Source organism: Deltaproteobacteria bacterium IMCC39524 (assembly GCA_029667085.1).
In the GTDB taxonomy this organism is placed as follows: Bacteria; Desulfobacterota; Desulfuromonadia; order Desulfuromonadales; family BM103; genus M0040.
Genome location: JARUHJ010000007.1, coordinates 47,996 through 64,412, shown reverse-complemented (window position 1 = coordinate 64,412; position 16,417 = coordinate 47,996). Strand labels below are relative to the sequence as shown.

Below are 16,417 nucleotides of genomic sequence, written 5' to 3'. Positions count from 1 at the left end.
TCCACAACGACCATGCCTAAACCAACAGAGACAGAACTACTCTGCCTGTACATGACGTTGCTTGACCACTTCGGGCCACTCAACTGGTGGCCGGCGGACAACCCCTTCGAGGTTGTTATCGGTGCCATCCTCACTCAGAATACAGCCTGGACCAATGTAGAACTGGCGATAGCAAACCTTAAAGAAGAGCAAGTTCTTTCCCCTGACAAATTGGCTGACATTCCGATTGATCGGCTCGAAGAGCTAATCAAGCCCTCCGGTTTTTTCCGGCAGAAAGCAAACCGACTGCAAAGTCTTTCCAGACATCTGGCAACGGAATGGCAAGGTAACTTGAACGATTTTTGCAGCGGATCACTTGATGAAGCCAGGGATAGATTGCTTGCCAGGCCCGGAATCGGCCCGGAAACCGCAGATTCTATTCTCCTTTACGCCGTATATCGGCCTTCATTTGTCGTTGATGCCTACACCAGACGCATTTTCGAGCGCGTCGGAGTTTTGCATGGCGACGAGACTTATGCTGAGGTTAGAGAGATCTTTACCCAGGCACTCCCCGAAGACGTTACCCTCTACAACCAATACCACGCACTGATCGTGCAACTGGCCAAGACCTTCTGCAAAAAGAGAAAGCCCCTTTGCAACGGATGCCCGATCTGCAGAGACTGCCGTTTCGCAACCCAGACAACGCTTGGCGAGACAAACGGACCATGCCCGCCCAAAGCCCCATAAAGATACAATATTGTCTGGAATTGTATCTTTATGGCCAAGCACAGCCACCCTCATTTGTAAATTCGACGCGGCAAAAAGCCGTGAAGACTCAATTTATGGCCGTTATAAATTTTTTAATCCCCATACATCATACTGGCACTCCTCCTGCAAATATCAGCCCCCAAGAAAATCAAGCGTTAACATCCGGAGGTATTAAACCGTGGGAAAATCTGTCAAAAACCCTAAAAAGCACATCGTTTCTTGCCGCGTCAACGAAGGTGAAATGGAAACCCTTCAACATCTGACCGAAGAGTCCGGCATCAGCATCTCGGAACTCTTGCGACAAAGTCTCTTACAACTTTGCGACCAGCCTCACCAGGGCAGCCAGCAAGCCGCCTGAACAAGAGACAGGCCCGATTAGCAAAAGCCCTTATTCAGAGGTTCTACCTCAGCTCAATCCCCTGATTTACCTTGACTTATTCAGCCATTTTGATAAGTTGCGGTGTTCAAATCTGCACCGAAAAGGGGGCCTGCGAGGCTGAATATGGACTACAAAGAGACGCTAAATCTTCCGGCAACCGATTTCCCGATGCGCGGCAACCTGCCACAACGCGAGCCGGAAATCATGCTCCGCTGGACCGAACTGGATCTCGACCGCAAACTTAGCGAGCCGAACCAGGAGAAGCCCAACTTCACTCTGCACGACGGCCCTCCCTATGCCAATGGCAACATTCACATTGGCCATGCGCTGAACAAAATCCTCAAAGACATCGTCATCAAAAGCAAGCGGATGCAGGGCTATTATGCGCCTTACGTCCCCGGCTGGGATTGCCATGGCCTGCCGATCGAGCTGAAAGTCGATCAGAAGCTGGGCAAGAAGAAGCGGGAGATGACCAAGGCCGAGGTTCGCAAAGAGTGCCGCACCTACGCCAAAGAATGGGTCGACATCCAGAGTGATGAATTCCGCCGTCTCGGCATTTTCGGTGACTGGAAACATCCCTACCTGACCATGACCACCGATTACGAAGCAGCAACCGCTCGTGAGCTTGCGCGCTTTGCCGAACGAGATGGTCTCTACAAGGGACGCAAACCAATCCACTGGTGTTCTTCCTGCGTAACAGCGCTGGCTGAGGCCGAAGTCGAGTATGAAGACCACACCTCGCCATCGATCTTCGTCAAGTTCCCCTACCTGGACGAGTTACCTGCAGGCTTTGACGCGCTCGCCGAAAAACCCTTGTCGTTTGTTATCTGGACGACGACCCCCTGGACGATTCCAGCCAACCTGGCCGTCTGCTTGCACCCTGAGCTGCCTTACGTCGCCATCGACACCGGCGCCGAGCTGTTGGTCATGGCAGAAGGCCTGCACGCCCAGGTCCTGGCCGAACTCAACATCACTGAATTCAAAATCGCCAAAACCTTTCAGGCTGACGTCTTCGAAAAGAAAGAGTGCCGCCACCCGCTTTACGACCGCGCTTCACTTCTGGTCCTCGGCGATTACGTCACCCTTGAAGCTGGGACCGGATGCGTACACACCGCGCCCGGGCATGGTCATGATGACTACCTGACCGGCCTGCGTTACGGACTCGAAATCTACAACCCGGTTGACGACTACGGTCGTTACCGTGAGGACCTTGAGTTCTTTGGCAAGGAGAAAGTTCCAGCCGTCAACCCTCAGGTCAGCGCCAAGTTGGCAGAAGTTGGCGCGCTGCTCGGCGAAGACAAGCTTTCTCACAGCTACCCCCACTGCTGGCGCTGCAAGAAACCGATCATCTTCCGGGCCACCGAACAGTGGTTCATCTCCATGGAAGCCAATCAACTCCGCCAGAAAGCACTCGAGCACATAAACGATGTACAGTGGATTCCACACTGGGGACGCGACCGCATCTACAACATGATCGAAAACCGTCCCGACTGGTGTATCAGCCGCCAGCGCAGCTGGGGTGTACCGATCACGGTCTTCTATTGCGGCAAATGCGATGAAGCTTTGGCCGATGGCAAGATCATGCACCATGTCGCCGATCTTTTCGAAGAGACGGGCAGCGATATCTGGTACGAAAAAGAAGCCAAAGAGCTCTTGCCTGAGGGCACTGTCTGCCCAAGTTGCGGCCATGATGATTTCCGCAAAGAGATGGACATCCTTGACGTCTGGTTCGACTCCGGCGTTTCGCATGCCGCGGTCGTGGAGAAGAAAGAACAGCTCAAGACACCAGCCGATCTCTACCTCGAAGGCAGTGACCAGCATCGCGGCTGGTTCCATTCCAGCCTGCTCGCCTCGGTCGGCACCCGTGATGCGGCGCCATACAAAGCGGTTCTGACTCATGGCTTCGTGCTCGACGAGAAAGGTCGCCCGATGTCCAAGTCGGTCGGCAATGTCGTCGCTCCAGAAAAAGTCATCAAACAATATGGCGCCGAGATCCTGCGTCTCTGGGTGGCCACCCAGGATTACCGCAACGACACCCGCGTCGGCGATGCGATCCTCAAGCAGGTCTCAGAAGCTTATCGACGCATCCGCAACACGGCCCGCTACATCCTGGGCAACATCCATGATTTCGATCCGGCCACCGACACGGTTGCCGACAAGGATCTGCTCGAGATCGATCGCTGGGCTCTCTCCCGCCTGGAAGAACTGGTTAATCGCGTTCTGAAATCCTACGAATCTTACGATTTCCACGTGCTCTATCACGCTGTACACAACTTCTGTTCTGTCGATATGAGCGCTTTTTACCTCGACGTCCTCAAGGACCGGCTCTACACCTCGCCGACCGAGAGCCTGGAGCGCCGCAGCGCCCAGACCTCTATGTATCGCATCCTGGATGCACTGACCCGCATGATGGCTCCGGTCCTCTCCTTCACCGCTGAAGAGATTTGGGAGTTTATACCTGGAGAGCGTGAAGAGAGTGTCCACTTGGCAGAGTTCCCAAGCTTTGAGGATAGTCTTATCGATAATGCCTTGGAGGAAAAGTACGAACGTATCCTGGCTGTTCGCAGTGACGTTGCCAAAGTTCTCGAATTGGCCCGTGCAGAGAAGATCATCGGTCATTCTCTTGACGCGCGCGTAGAACTCGCTGCCGATGGCGCCTTGGCCGATTTGCTTAAACAAGAGTCGGCACAGCTGGCCTGCCTGTTGATTGTCTCTCAGGTTGAAGTGACAGATAGTCTGGAAAACGCTACTACGGGGGAGAACTTGCCTGGGTTGAAGATCCGCGTCAGCAAGGCCGATGGCGAAAAATGCTCGCGCTGCTGGAACTACGCCACAACAGTTGGTGACCATGATGATCACCCCGAGATCTGCCACCGCTGTCTTCAAGCTCTTGCCTGAAGACAAACGAAACGCGGCACGCGGAATGAGTGACGAGAACAGGCACGACCCACCCGCAAGCCCTCGACAATCTGACAGCGCAACAGTAAGCGTTTGTTGTTAAGTTTTTTTTGCATCCCACGTTACTCGCCGCGCGTACCGAGAACCTATGAAAAGGTATTACACATTATCGGCCATCAGCCTGGTTCTTTTGATTCTTGACCAGGCAAGCAAACTGTACGTGGACGCCAACTTCCGCCTCCACGAAACGGTGCCGGTAATCCGTGGGTTTTTCCACCTGACCTATGTCCGCAACAAGGGGGCGGCCTTCGGCATCCTCTCCGACAGCGCTATCCGCATCCCCTTCTTCATCACCGTATCGATCATCGCCATGCTCGGCATCCTCTGGTATATCAAGCGACTCAGAGAAGACCAAAAGCTGGCCTTTTTTGCCTTGTCTCTGGTTTTTTCCGGAGCTTTCGGCAACCTGATCGACCGTATCCGACTCGGCGAAGTCATTGACTTCCTTGACGTCTTTTGGCAACGCTACCACTGGCCGGCCTTCAACGTCGCCGATTCAGCAATCACTATAGGCGTCACACTTCTGTTTATCGAGATGTGGCGTGAAGACAGGAACAAATCTAAATCTGAAAAGGAGGAGAGTACGTTATGAAAAAAATCTGTCTGCTTCTGGCGCTGGGCTTTATGGTATTCACCCTGTCTGCCTGTGAAACCATGAAAGGCCTCGGCAAAGACGTGGAAGACGCCGGCGAATGGGTTCAGGAAAAAGCAAACTAACAAAAGGCTGCCCCTCAAGGCAGCCTTTTCCTTTATCTAGAAGCAATCAAGCCACTGATAGTGATTCTTACTATGCCACCCTCTGTAAACGGGGATGATGCAGTTTGACATTACTCAGGCTCTGCAGAAAACCGATCAGACTCTGGTTGACTTCATCAGGAGCCTCCAAGTTAATCAGGTGACCGGCGTCATTGATGAGCTGACGGACACAATTTTCCGGACCAGGCTGCTTGAGTGCCGTCATGACCTTGTCTCGGGCGCCGGTCATGACCAGGGTCGGGACAGGATAGAGCTGACCTTCATCACGGTATCTGAGCCGACTCGGCCGCGAAGCCAAAGCTCCCGCCAGCATCGTATCAGAAGGCTTTCCCATCCAGTCACGCAGCTGGCTTTTCATGTTCCGCTTAGCCTCTGAAGGCTGCCCTGAGAGAAGGTGTTCACAAAGGTTATCAATTGCTGTCGGGCGATGTCCTTCTCGAACCAGTTCTGCCAAATCAAAACGACGGACCTCTTCGGCAGCATCTCCCGGCTGCATCGCTGGCGACAAGAAGCAGGTTGCGGCAACCCGGTGAGGATAGCGCTCAAGCATATCCAATAAAAGCCCACCGGCCATGGAGAAACCAACCATAACCGCACGGCCAATACCGAGATAACTCATCAGCGCATTGATGTCGTCGGACAATGCGGCGAGACTAAAGCTTTCTTCGACACAAACACTTTCACCAAAGCCCCTTAAATCAGGAGCGACAACACGCATGCCCTGCCCCGAGAGAGCTTCGATCTGCGCTTGCCACATTTGCCGACAGAGTGGAAAACTGTGGATCAGGATCACGGCTGGACCGCAGCCGACATCATCATAAGCCAACCAATTGCCATTGATACATGCCTTCATAAGAGACCTCCAGGGAGTATGGGTTGCAATAACGCACATCTCTTAAGGCAAGGTTCATACCATTGTTCTAAAAAACCAGAGTCTTTTTTTAGTCAACAATTACATATATTTAGAGAATAAAATAAACCAAAAAATATCGGTTTGTACTTGAACGGCTTGCAGATTTGCAAACCTGGATATATTTTTCTTTGCATTTGTGCAAAAAATAGCGGAAGAAAAAAGGTCAGGTATGAGCTATAGACATAGGTAACCCTATTTCCTTGACCTGTACAGTCATACCACCCTAAGCGCCCTGTTTTGTAGCAAGGAACAGCTCTTCAACCTTCTTCCTTGCCCAGGGCGTCTTGCGTAGAAACTTGAGACTGGACTTCACGGAAGGATCATTCCGGAAACAGTTAATATCGATGCGTTGCCCCAGTTCATTCCAACCATAAAATTCAACCAGTCTCTCTACGACCTGCTCCAAAGTTACACCATGCAGAGGGTTGTTGATTTGCTGTTCACTCACGGGATCACTATCTCCTCTTTTCACAAAAATGGAAAAAATGTAAAGCACCTAAAAAAATAACCCTGGAAATCTCTGTTGAACAGACCAGAAACATCCGGGTCTTGTTCTGGACCATCGGCCCCATCTTGTCTCGCTGCTTTTGTTCACCCAGGGGCAAACTCAAGCCTTGTCAAACCCCCTGCCAGCGACTAGAATCATCACCACCATGGAGCCGGAAAAATGAAAATATGTCTACTTGAGCCTTTCCATACCGGCTCCCATGCCGTCTGGGCGGAAGAGTTTGCCCGCTACAGCCAGCATGACGTAAAACTGATGACACTGAGCGGGCGACGTTGGAAATGGCGCATGCACGGTGGAGCGGTGACCCTGGCCCGCCACTTTATGGAGAGCGATGCTCTACCCGATCTTCTGCTTGCCAGCGACATGCTCGATCTGACAACCTTTCTTGCCCTGACCCGGGCGAAAACGGCCGGGTTGCCGACCGCACTCTATTTTCACGAGAATCAATTGTCCTACCCCTGGTCTCCCAACGGAGCCAACCCGGCGCAGCAACGCGCCCACTATGCATTCATCAATTACACCAGCGCTCTCGCTGCTGACAAGGTCCTCTTCAACTCACAATACCACCTTGAAGCTTTCACCGGTCAACTGACTGAGTTTTTGAAAAGCTTTCCCGACCAGAATGAGCTGGAGAGTGTTGATCTGATCAAAGCCAAGAGTGAAGTCCTCCACCTGGGTCTCGACCTGCAGCGCTTTGACGAACACCGGCAAGAAACAATCGACGAGGCCAGCAAACCACCACTGATCCTCTGGAACCACCGCTGGGAATATGACAAGAACCCGGAAGAATTCTTCACGGCTCTCTACCGCCTGCAAGAGGAAGAATTCGCTTTCGAAGTGTCTGTACTGGGTGAGTCCTACCGCAACTGCCCGCCTGTCTTTACCGAGGCACAGCAACGTCTCGGCGAGCGGATTATCCATTTTGGCTATGCCGAAAATTTTGCCGATTATGCCCATTGGCTCTGGCGGGCTGACATCCTGCCCGTCAACTCCAATCATGACTTTTTTGGAGCCAGCGTCATTCAGGCCATCTACTGTAACTGCACACCACTCCTGCCGCGTCGCCTGGCTTACCCGGAGCATATTCCCCCGGCACTGCAAGACGATTTTCTCTATGATGACTTTGAAAACCTGCTGCAACGTTTACGGAACATTTTAAAAAAACCTGTTCAACAAAAGGGTCTCTTGCGCTCCCACGTTGCCCGTTACGGCTGGCAAAAGCAGATAACACGCTACGACAACCTGTTCACCGGCATGTTATAGAGAAACTGTACTGACAACTTTTTGTTGCAACTATCGGAAGAATTGCTAAAGTGCGTTTGCATCACAAGCTCTTATTCCACAACAGAAACAGCCTTCTTCACATAAGGAACAAAGATGAAAAAACTTTTTTTGCTCGCCCTGCTCCTAATGGTCTGTCTGCTCGTGACAACAGGGTGCATCCCGGACCTTCCGGGCCCCATCGGAATCCCTGGGATTTAAAGCACAACCTTGAAGCCTGACAACAAAGCCTTCTTCACCCGATCTGGAGTCAACGCTCTTGCAGACACCCGTCAAAGGACATATCGCCCGGCGCGCCGCCGAAATCACGCCGTTTCTCGCCATGGAGATCATGGAGAGAGCCAAAACCCTTGAGCTGGAGGGCCGTGAAATCATCTACCTCTGTCTTGGAGAGCCCGATTTCCCGACCCCCGAGCCGATCGTTAAGGCAGCCCAGAAAGCGATGCTGGCAGGAGAGACGCGCTACACACACTCTCTCGGCCGCATCGAGCTACGGGAAGCGATCGCAGAACATTACCAAAAACGCTACAAAGTGACCGTTGACCCGGAGCAGGTCATCGTCTCCTCCGGCACCAGCCCGCTTATGTTGTTGCTCTTTGCCGCACTCTGCAACCCGGATGACGAAGTCATCCTCACCGACCCATGCTATGCCTGCTATCCCAACTTCATCCGCTTTGTCGGTGCAAAGCCGCGTTTTTTACGAACCCACCCGGAGCAGGGATTCCAGCCACAACCAGAAGACGTAGTCCCCCTGATTTACGACAGAACCAGGGCTTTGCTGATCAACTCACCGGCCAATCCGGCCGGGTCAATCCTCTCTCGAGCAGAACTTGCAACACTTGCCGAACTGCCGATCCCGCTAGTCTCGGATGAAATCTATCACGGTCTGACTTACGAAGGGGAAGAACACAGCCTTCTCGAATTCACGGATAAAGCTTATGTCCTCGGCGGTTTTTCAAAGGCTTACGCCATGACCGGTTGGCGGCTCGGCTACCTGATCGCCCCGGAGCATGCGGTCAGAACTCTGCAGACCCTGCATCAGAATGTCGTGATCAGCGCCAACAGTTTCGTCCAGTTGGCCGGAGTTGCAGCTCTAAAGGAATGTGACTCTTATGTCGAAGAGATGCGCAGGGAGTATGATCGACGGCGACGCCAACTGATTCCACGCCTGGAGGAGATCGGCCTGAAAGTCCACACGCACCCGGTTGGCGCCTTCTACGTGCTCGCCGATGCTCGCCACATTTCCAACGATTCGCTCGCCCTGGCCAAAGAGATCCTCGAAGCCACCGGCGTGGCTCTCACCCCCGGCATTGATTTTGGGGAAGGTGCCGAAGGCTTCCTGCGTTTCTCTTACGCCAACTCAATGGAAAATCTCAACACAGCCGTCGATCGGCTCGCTGATTTTTTCCGGCAACGGGCCTGGCTCTGATCAGGGCAAACTGAAAGCAAAGAACGGCCGGCCAGGAGCCCTTATCAGAACAGGTATTTCTCCTCTTCACAAACGGTCGCAGCCAACAGCCGCTTGGCCTGCAGAAGCCCTGTCGCATCATACTTGGCAAAGCGCCGCACTCCTGACAAGACCATCAACAGCTGATCGCCTTCCTCAACATAAAAAGCCCCCTTCTTGGCAGCACTGCCGGCGATTTCCGTGGCGCTGAAGGCAAACACTTTTACAACCGCCTCAAGTAAAGCTTTTTTCTTTTCATTCGCTGAACGACAAGCCTTCTCGGCGCGCAAGACAGCACTTTCAATGGCAAAGATTTGAATTGCGATGTCAGCCGCGGCCATGAGGATTTCCTGCTCATCAGCCAGCTTTGTCATATACTTCTGTACAGCCGTACCGGCGAGAATCAAAAACAACGTCTTGAGATTTTTCAGCAATGCTTTCTCGGCGGCGAAAGGAATCGAGTCATCCAGTTCCTCAAAGCTTGGCGTCATCAGCGCCTCAAAAGCCTTCATGGCCTCGGCTTGCAACGGCAGTTCGCCCTTCAACGACTTCTTAAGGATCATACCGGGAATCAATAAGCGATTGATTTCATTCGTCCCCTCGTAAATCCGGTTAATTCGTTCGTCACGATAGAAACGTTCCGCCGGGTATTCACTGACGAAACCGTAACCACCGTGAATCTGTACCACCTCATCGACAACCCGGGCCAGCACCTCGCTACAGTAAACCTTGGAAATCGCGCATTCCGTGGCGTACTCCTCGATTCCCTTCTGGTACTCAATATAGTAGTTGTCGATCTCTCTATCGATGGTTGCCAGCTTGGTATCAAGCAAACCGGCCAAACGGTAGACGAGTGATTCAGCGGCGAAGGTCTCCGCTGTCAAATCAGCGATTTTTTCCTGAATGGCCCCAAAACTACTGATCGGCTGATTAAACTGTTTACGCTCATTAGCATACCTGACGCCGACAAGAGTCGCCTGCTTGGCAGCTCCGGTCACACATGCGCCAAGCTTGAAGCGACCGACATTGAGGACATTGAAAGCGATCTTATGACCTTTGCCCGCCTCGCCCAGCAAATTTCCAACCGGGACCCTGCAGTTATCGAGAATCACTTGAGTCGTCGAAGACCCCTTGATGCCCATTTTTTTCTCTTCGGGACCAATAACCAGGCCTTCAAAATCCTTTTCGACCAGAAAGGCCGTAAAGAGTTCCTTGTCAATCTTGGCAAACACAATGAAAAGTTTGGCAAAACTGCCATTAGTGATGAACTGCTTGGTGCCGTTGAGGATATAATGTGTCCCATCCTCGCTTAAAATCGCGGTCGCTCGCGCGCCGAGGGCATCGCTACCAGAACCCGGCTCGGTCAAACAGTAGGCAGCAGGCCATTCGCCGCTGACCAGTTTCGGCAGGTACTGCTCCTTCTGTGCCTCGGTGCCATAATAAACCAACGGCAAAGTACCGATCCCGGTGTGTGCCGCATAAGCGACAGAAAAACCTCCGGCAGGCGCTATCTTTTCGGCAACCAGCATACTGGTCACCTTGTCCAGCTCCATGCCTCCATACGCTTCCGGAGTATCCATCATCAACAGACCAAGATCCCCGCATTTCTTGAAAGCTTCAATCACCAGATCAAAATTCTGGTCTTCAATCTCATCGATGTGCGGCACAATTTCATTTTCGACAAACTGCTCGGTGGTCTCAGCAATCTGTTTCTGCTCGTCAGTAAACTCCTCTGGCGTAAAGATCTCGTCACAAGTCACTTCCGTAACCAGGAATTCACCACCTTTAAAGATTCTTTCCGCCATAGTTCACCTCTCTTGAAATTCATCGATTAAAAAATTCACCTGCGAACAAGACAACATCTTAAACAGAGCCTTGTTTATAACTGAGATGATTTGATCGTTATATCAGCCCATCACATACGCTCAAAAATCCCGGCCGCGCCCATCCCGCCACCGATACACATGGAGACCATGCCATAACGGGATTGCCGCCGCTTCATCTCGTGCATCAGGGTCGCTGTCAGTTTGGCGCCGGTGCAACCCAGGGGATGGCCGAGAGCAATTGCGCCACCGTTGACGTTGATAATCTCAGGATCCAGAGCCAAGGTCTTGATGACCGCAAGTGACTGAGCGGCAAAAGCTTCATTGAGTTCAATCAAATCAAGGTCTTTTTGCTGCAGACCGGCCATCTTGAGTGCCAGAGGAATCGCTTCGACCGGGCCAATGCCCATAACCTCGGGTGGCACCCCCCTGACCGCAAAACTAACAAAGCGGGCCAGAGGGTCTCTCCCCATCCGCTTGAGAAACGTTTCGGAGACGACCAGAGTTGCCGCTGCACCATCGGTCATCTGTGAGGTGTTGCCTGCTGTCACCGAACCGTTGACTTTGAAAGCCGGCTTGAGCCGGGCCAGCCCTTCAACCGTGGTATCGGCGCGGACGCCATCATCAGCACTGACAATAACCTGGGTCTTCTCAACCTTACCCTTAACGATCGCCGTCTCCTCAACCTGCACGGGAATGATTTCTTCTGCAAATCGACCGGCATCGATGGCCGCGGCCGCCTTGGCGTGACTTCCGGTCGCGAACAGATCCTGAGACTTACGGTCAATTCCGTATTGATCGGCAACCAGCTCTGCCGTGATGCCCATGGCAGCAAAAGTTTCCGGCCAATCTGCGACCAAGGCCGGGTTGGCGCTGAACTTATTGCCCCCCATAGGCACAGTGGTCATCGACTCGACACCGCCGGCAACAACGCAATCGGCGAACCCGGCCATGATCCTTTCGGCCGCCAGGGCGATCGACTGCAGTCCCGAAGAGCAAAATCGATTAATGGTCTGGGCCGGCACCTGGTAGGGGATACCTGCTCTCAAGGCGGCAATCCTGGCGACGTTCATTCCCTGCTCACCTTCGGGGAAGGCACAGCCGAGCAGAATGTCGTCGATCTCCAGTGCGTCGATACCTGTGCGTTCCACTAACCCGGAGAGGGCAGCTGCCGCCAAATCATCGGGGCGCATGTCCTTGAATTTGCCTTTGTTTGCCCGGCAGCCAGCCGTTCGGTAGGACGCCAGAATATAGGCTGTTTTCATTGCTATTCTCCCTTAACGAAATCAGTTACGTAGCGGCTTGCCGGTCTTCAACATATGTTGGATGCGCTGGGCGGTCTTTTTGTTGCCGCACAATTTGAGGAAACCTTCGCGTTCCAGTTGCAGCAGATACTCCTCTGAAATCGGCATACCGGCGGGCACGTCACCACCACAGATAATCGAGGCAATAATACTGCCGATTTCCGCATCATACTCAGAAGCAAAACCGCCCATCTGCAGATTCCAGAGTTGGCTCTTGATACTGGCTGCTACGCTGCGTCCAGGTGCCGGAACATTCTCCATGGGCCGCTTCGGCCGGAAGTTGACCGACAGGGCCAGCACCTTCTGTTTGGCATCAGAGAGCAGACGGTCTATATCCATACTGACGCTATCTACCGTGCGCATGTAACCCATGTCGAACAGTTCAGCCGCTCCCATGGAGAACTTCGCCATACCAATCTGTTTAAAATATTTGAAGATAAACGGAGTCACATCGGTGTCGTGGCGAGTTGCCAATTCTGACGCGCGCAGGCACATCTCCTTGGTTCCGCCACCGGCCGGCAGTAAACCGACACCGACCTCGACCATACCCATGTAGGTTTCCGCATAAGCGTTGATTGCGGCAGCATGAAGGCAATATTCAGAAGCCCCGCCAAGGGTCATATTGAAGGGCGCGGCCACCACCGGCACCTTGGCAAGCTTGACCGCCATGGTCGCTTTCTGGAAAACGCGCACCATCATGTTGATATCTTCATAGGCCCCTTCCGCCATGGCCACCGCCAGCAGCATCAGGTTGGCGCCAACAGAAAAGTTGGCACCCTGGTTACCAATAACCAGGCCGACGCCTTCTGTCTCTGCCCGCTTGATCGCCTTATGGGTCATGGCCAGGATATCGCCCGTGACTGCGTTCATTTTTGAATGAAACTCCAGACAGAAAACACCGTCACCAAGATCAAGGACTGAGCTGCCGGAACTCTTCTCAACCACGCCCTGGCTCTTCTTGAGAATCTGTAGATTGATCTGCCCCGGCTTGAGTGGGTAAGGCCGGTATTGGTTAGATTCCAGATCGAAAAATTCTTTTTGACCGGACGCGTTGAAACGATAAAAGCTTTTGATCTTTTTCAATGCTTCAGGAACGATGACACCATCGCTTTCTGCGCGCTTGACGAAGTTTTCGACACCAAAGGCATCGAGCATTTCGAAAGGCCCGAGCTCCCAATTAAAACCCCACTTCATTGCATTATCAATGTTGACCACGTCGTCAGCGATTTCCGGGATGCGGTTAAAGGTATAGACCAGAGTGTCGCGCAAGGTCTTCCAGGCGTATTCGGCCGCCTTGTCCTGCCCTTCTGCAACCATCCTGATTTTCTGCGCCGGATCATCAACCATCTTGACCGCTGCGATGGAGGCGAATTTCGGTTTTACGACAGGCTTGAATTCTCCACTGGTGTAGTCGTAATAAAAGATTTTACGCTGACCGTCGACCTGTTCCTTACGATAGAAGCCAGCCTTGCTCTTGTTACCGAGCAGCCCCTTATCGACCATCTCTGCCATGAACGTCGGAACTTTGAAAACCTCTCGCTCCTCATCGTCTGGCAACAGCTGATAAGAATTGTTACCGACATGGATCAGGGTGTCGATACCAACCAGGTCGGCGGTACGAAAGGCTGCCGACTTCGGCCGACCTGTCGCCGGACCTGCGATAGCGTCGACCTCTTCCACGGTCATGCCCATAGCGACCATGTGCTCAATGCCCTTGTAGATGGCATAAACACCGATCCGGTTGGCGATAAAGTTGGCCGTATCCTTGGCGTGCACAATGCCTTTGCCGAGCCGAAAACTGATAAAAGCAGCGAGAGCGTCCACTACGGCCGGATCCGTCTCGCGACAGGGAACAATCTCCAACAGGCGCATGTAACGCGGCGGGTTGAAGAAGTGGGTGACCAAAAAATTCTTACGCACATCGGCCGGCAAGCCTTCAGCCATGGCGTTAACGGACAGGCCGCTGGTGTTGGTCGACAGGATCGTCCCCGGCGTCAGGTGCGGCACCACTTTCTCGAACAGGCTCTGCTTGATCGGCAAATGCTCGATGACCACCTCGATAACCCAGTCACAATCCTTAAGCCTTATCAGGTCATCATCGAAATTGCCGACCTCAATCTGGCTGGCATACTCTTGCAAATAGAGTGGCGCCGGTTTCATTTTCAACAAACCCGCAAGACCCGTTGCAGCAATGCGGTTACGCACCTGGGGCGTATCCAGGCTCAGACCCCAGGCTTCTTCCTCATCACTCAATTCCTTCGGAACCATGTCGAGCAGCAGAACATCAAGACCTGCGTTGGCCAGGTGAGCGGCAATCGTGGCGCCCATAACTCCGGCGCCCAATACGGCCACACGGTTGATTTGCCTCATGTGAGTCCTCCATTATCCTGCGGTTGATCATCAGAACCGTTGCCATTGCGCAGGTAAAGCCGTTCGATACCGTCCTGGTACTTGGCAGCAATCACCTTGCGCTTGAGTTTGAGGGTTGGTGTCAGTTCTCCTCCATCCACAGAAAAGTCACGCGGCAGGAGAATGAATTTTTTTATCGTTTGATAGGTGGGCAGCTTCTCGTTGATGCGTTGCAGACGGTGAGCATAACGTCTTTGCACCTGCTGGTTCGTGACCAGGTCTTCCATGTCCAGGTAATCAAGACCTTCTTGCTGCGCCATCTGGATCAAGCGTTCCAGATTCGGCGTCAGGATTGCGACGAGATAAGGTTTGCGATCACCATAGACAAAAGCCTGTGAGATGTACTTGTCCATTCTGAGAACATTCTCCAGAGGTTGCGGCGCAATGTTCTTGCCACCGGCGGTGATGATGATCTCTTTTTTCCTGTCGACGATATACACGTAACCATCCTCGTCGATCCTGGCAATATCACCAGTTTTCAGCCAGCCGTCCTGCATAACCCGCTCAGTCTCTTCGGGGGCCTTGAAATAACCCTGCATCAACAGAGGGCCACGAACCAGGAGCTCATTGTCGTCGGCAAGCTTGACCTCCGTCCCGGGCAACGGGGTGCCCACCGACCCGAAGCGAATTTTCCAGGGGCTGTTCAGGGTAACAGCGGGGCTTGTTTCCGTAAGTCCATAGCCCTCAAAAGTCGGAATGCCGATGACCCACATAAATTCGTTGATGAGCTTGTCGAGGGGAGCCCCGCCAGAAATAAAATATTTCAGCCGACCACCAAAACGCTTGCGGATCTTCTGAAAGACCAGCCAATCGAAGAAGCGGTACTTAAGGCCGAGCAACCCTAGCGGCTTCGGGTCTATGTAACGACGTGAAATAAACTCACGGCCAACCTTGATCGCAAGGTGAAAAAGGCTACTGCGGATTGAAGACATCTTGTGAACATCCTCGTAAATTCGCGCGTAAATTTTTTCGAAGAGCCGCGGCACGCTCACCATGACGGTCGGACTGGCTTCCTGCATATTTTCAACGACCTTGTCGATACTTTCGCAGAAAGCCACATGACAACCCGTCATCAAGGGTGCGTAGTAGCCTGCCGTGCGTTCAAGGACATGACTCAAAGGTAAGAAGCTGAGGAACGTCTCGTTCTTACCAAAGGCTTCCAGCTTTTCCAGGCCATAATGTGCATCATAGAGAATGTTGCCCTGGGAGAGCATAACCCCTTTAGGAACACCCGTGGTTCCGGACGTGTAGATGATTGTGATCAGGTCTGTAGACTGGATGGCATCGATACAGCTTTCGATCTTGCTGCGCTCCTTATCGGAGAGCGGATAAGAGTCTTCCGATAATTGGTAGAGGCTATAAACGGGAAGCTCGTGACTGCCGAGAAAGCGATCAAAGGAGACGACTTGCTCAAGTTCCGGAGTTTGGTCGCAGACGCCAAGCAGCTTTTCGTACTGGATCCGGTTCGAAACAAAAACAATTTTTGCTTCGCAGTGATTGATGACATAGGCAGCCTGCGCAGCAGTATTGGTCGCATAGATCGGAACGGTAATGCCCTGCACACACTGAATTGCAAAATCAGCAATCGCCCAGCCTGCACGGTTTTCGGAAAAGATCGCCACCTTATCGCCCGGAGCGACACCGGCCTTAAGCAATCCACGCGCAGCCATAAGCACTCTTTCGTAGAAATCGCTGTAGCTTAACGATCGAAAGCGCCCCTCTTTCTTATAGCTGATGGCAATCCGGTCGGCATACTGCTGTGCATTGGTTCTGAGCATTTCCGGGATCGACTGGTGCGGCAATTCATACATGTGAGGAAGGCTCCCGGGGATGGCAACAGTATAAAGGCTACGTCACAACGTCAGGGGTATATGGTGACTGCTATTAAGTAT

The 16,417-nt window shown here is 52.8% G+C and carries 13 protein-coding genes; 7 read left to right on the top strand and 6 right to left on the bottom strand.

Features of this window, described 5'->3' with window-relative positions; genetic code table 11:
- Positions 1 to 12: 12 nt before the first annotated feature.
- The 5 genes from P9J64_15370 to P9J64_15350 all read left to right on the top strand — a co-directional run bounded on the left by P9J64_15370 (position 13) and on the right by P9J64_15350 (position 4,801).
- Entirely contained in the window at positions 13 to 726 is a 714-nt protein-coding gene (locus tag P9J64_15370) for an endonuclease III domain-containing protein (GenBank protein MDG5469700.1), read from the top strand.
- A gap of 199 nt (positions 727 to 925) precedes the next feature.
- Positions 926 to 1,105 carry a ribbon-helix-helix domain-containing protein gene (locus P9J64_15365; protein ID MDG5469699.1) on the top strand — a complete coding sequence of 60 codons (180 nt, stop codon included), beginning with the start codon at positions 926 to 928 and terminating at the stop codon, positions 1,103 to 1,105.
- A gap of 144 nt (positions 1,106 to 1,249) precedes the next feature.
- Complete coding sequence (gene ileS, locus P9J64_15360) at positions 1,250 to 4,024, top strand: isoleucine--tRNA ligase (protein ID MDG5469698.1); 2,775 nt, start codon at positions 1,250 to 1,252, stop codon at positions 4,022 to 4,024.
- Positions 4,025 to 4,172: 148 nt separating this feature from the next.
- Positions 4,173 to 4,676, top strand: coding sequence for a signal peptidase II (lspA, locus tag P9J64_15355; protein MDG5469697.1), 504 nt, complete (start codon positions 4,173 to 4,175; stop codon positions 4,674 to 4,676).
- Entirely contained in the window at positions 4,673 to 4,801 is a 129-nt protein-coding gene (locus tag P9J64_15350) for an entericidin A/B family lipoprotein (GenBank protein MDG5469696.1), read from the top strand. The genes lspA and P9J64_15350 overlap by 4 nt, the downstream gene beginning before the upstream one ends.
- Positions 4,802 to 4,871: 70 nt before the next feature.
- On the opposite strand, the gene P9J64_15345 is transcribed toward P9J64_15350, so the two are convergent.
- The gene (locus P9J64_15345; protein ID MDG5469695.1) at positions 4,872 to 5,693 is read right to left on the bottom strand and encodes an alpha/beta hydrolase; all 822 of its coding nucleotides are present in this window, start codon (positions 5,691 to 5,693) and stop codon (positions 4,872 to 4,874) included.
- Positions 5,694 to 5,976: 283 nt separating this feature from the next.
- Positions 5,977 to 6,201, bottom strand: a complete 225-nt coding sequence (locus P9J64_15340) for a VF530 family protein (GenBank protein MDG5469694.1) — start codon at positions 6,199 to 6,201, stop codon at positions 5,977 to 5,979.
- Positions 6,202 to 6,420: 219 nt separating this feature from the next.
- On the opposite strand from P9J64_15340, the gene P9J64_15335 reads away from it, so the two are divergent.
- Both P9J64_15335 and P9J64_15330 read left to right on the top strand, forming a co-directional pair.
- Positions 6,421 to 7,524: a DUF3524 domain-containing protein gene (locus tag P9J64_15335; protein ID MDG5469693.1), complete on the top strand. Its 1,104-nt coding sequence runs from the start codon at positions 6,421 to 6,423 to the stop codon at positions 7,522 to 7,524.
- 340 nt (positions 7,525 to 7,864) lie between these two features.
- Positions 7,865 to 8,971: a pyridoxal phosphate-dependent aminotransferase gene (locus tag P9J64_15330; protein ID MDG5469692.1), complete on the top strand. Its 1,107-nt coding sequence runs from the start codon at positions 7,865 to 7,867 to the stop codon at positions 8,969 to 8,971.
- A 44-nt stretch (positions 8,972 to 9,015) separates the two neighbouring features.
- Here P9J64_15330 and P9J64_15325 read toward each other — a convergent pair whose 3' ends face one another.
- From P9J64_15325 to P9J64_15310, 4 genes are all read right to left on the bottom strand, one after another.
- Positions 9,016 to 10,794, bottom strand: coding sequence for an acyl-CoA dehydrogenase family protein (locus tag P9J64_15325; protein ID MDG5469691.1), 1,779 nt, complete (start codon positions 10,792 to 10,794; stop codon positions 9,016 to 9,018).
- Between the two features lie 110 nt (positions 10,795 to 10,904).
- Positions 10,905 to 12,077, bottom strand: a complete 1,173-nt coding sequence (locus P9J64_15320; protein MDG5469690.1) for an acetyl-CoA C-acyltransferase — start codon at positions 12,075 to 12,077, stop codon at positions 10,905 to 10,907.
- Between the two features lie 21 nt (positions 12,078 to 12,098).
- Positions 12,099 to 14,486 carry a 3-hydroxyacyl-CoA dehydrogenase/enoyl-CoA hydratase family protein gene (locus P9J64_15315; GenBank protein ID MDG5469689.1) on the bottom strand — a complete coding sequence of 796 codons (2,388 nt, stop codon included), beginning with the start codon at positions 14,484 to 14,486 and terminating at the stop codon, positions 12,099 to 12,101.
- Positions 14,483 to 16,336: a long-chain fatty acid--CoA ligase gene (locus P9J64_15310; GenBank protein MDG5469688.1), complete on the bottom strand. Its 1,854-nt coding sequence runs from the start codon at positions 16,334 to 16,336 to the stop codon at positions 14,483 to 14,485. The genes P9J64_15315 and P9J64_15310 overlap by 4 nt, the downstream gene beginning before the upstream one ends.
- Between the last annotated feature and the right edge of the window lie 81 nt (positions 16,337 to 16,417).

Coding starts and splice junctions, on each gene's coding strand:
- P9J64_15370 (MDG5469700.1), top strand. CDS start 13: ATGCCTAAACCAACAGAGACAGAACTACTCTGCCTGTACATGACGTTG.
- ileS (MDG5469698.1), top strand. CDS start 1,250: ATGGACTACAAAGAGACGCTAAATCTTCCGGCAACCGATTTCCCGATG.
- lspA (MDG5469697.1), top strand. CDS start 4,173: ATGAAAAGGTATTACACATTATCGGCCATCAGCCTGGTTCTTTTGATT.
- P9J64_15350 (MDG5469696.1), top strand. CDS start 4,673: ATGAAAAAAATCTGTCTGCTTCTGGCGCTGGGCTTTATGGTATTCACC.
- P9J64_15345 (MDG5469695.1), bottom strand. CDS start 5,693: ATGAAGGCATGTATCAATGGCAATTGGTTGGCTTATGATGATGTCGGC.
- P9J64_15335 (MDG5469693.1), top strand. CDS start 6,421: ATGAAAATATGTCTACTTGAGCCTTTCCATACCGGCTCCCATGCCGTC.
- P9J64_15330 (MDG5469692.1), top strand. CDS start 7,865: ATGGAGATCATGGAGAGAGCCAAAACCCTTGAGCTGGAGGGCCGTGAA.
- P9J64_15325 (MDG5469691.1), bottom strand. CDS start 10,794: ATGGCGGAAAGAATCTTTAAAGGTGGTGAATTCCTGGTTACGGAAGTG.
- P9J64_15320 (MDG5469690.1), bottom strand. CDS start 12,077: ATGAAAACAGCCTATATTCTGGCGTCCTACCGAACGGCTGGCTGCCGG.
- P9J64_15315 (MDG5469689.1), bottom strand. CDS start 14,486: ATGAGGCAAATCAACCGTGTGGCCGTATTGGGCGCCGGAGTTATGGGC.
- P9J64_15310 (MDG5469688.1), bottom strand. CDS start 16,336: ATGTATGAATTGCCGCACCAGTCGATCCCGGAAATGCTCAGAACCAAT.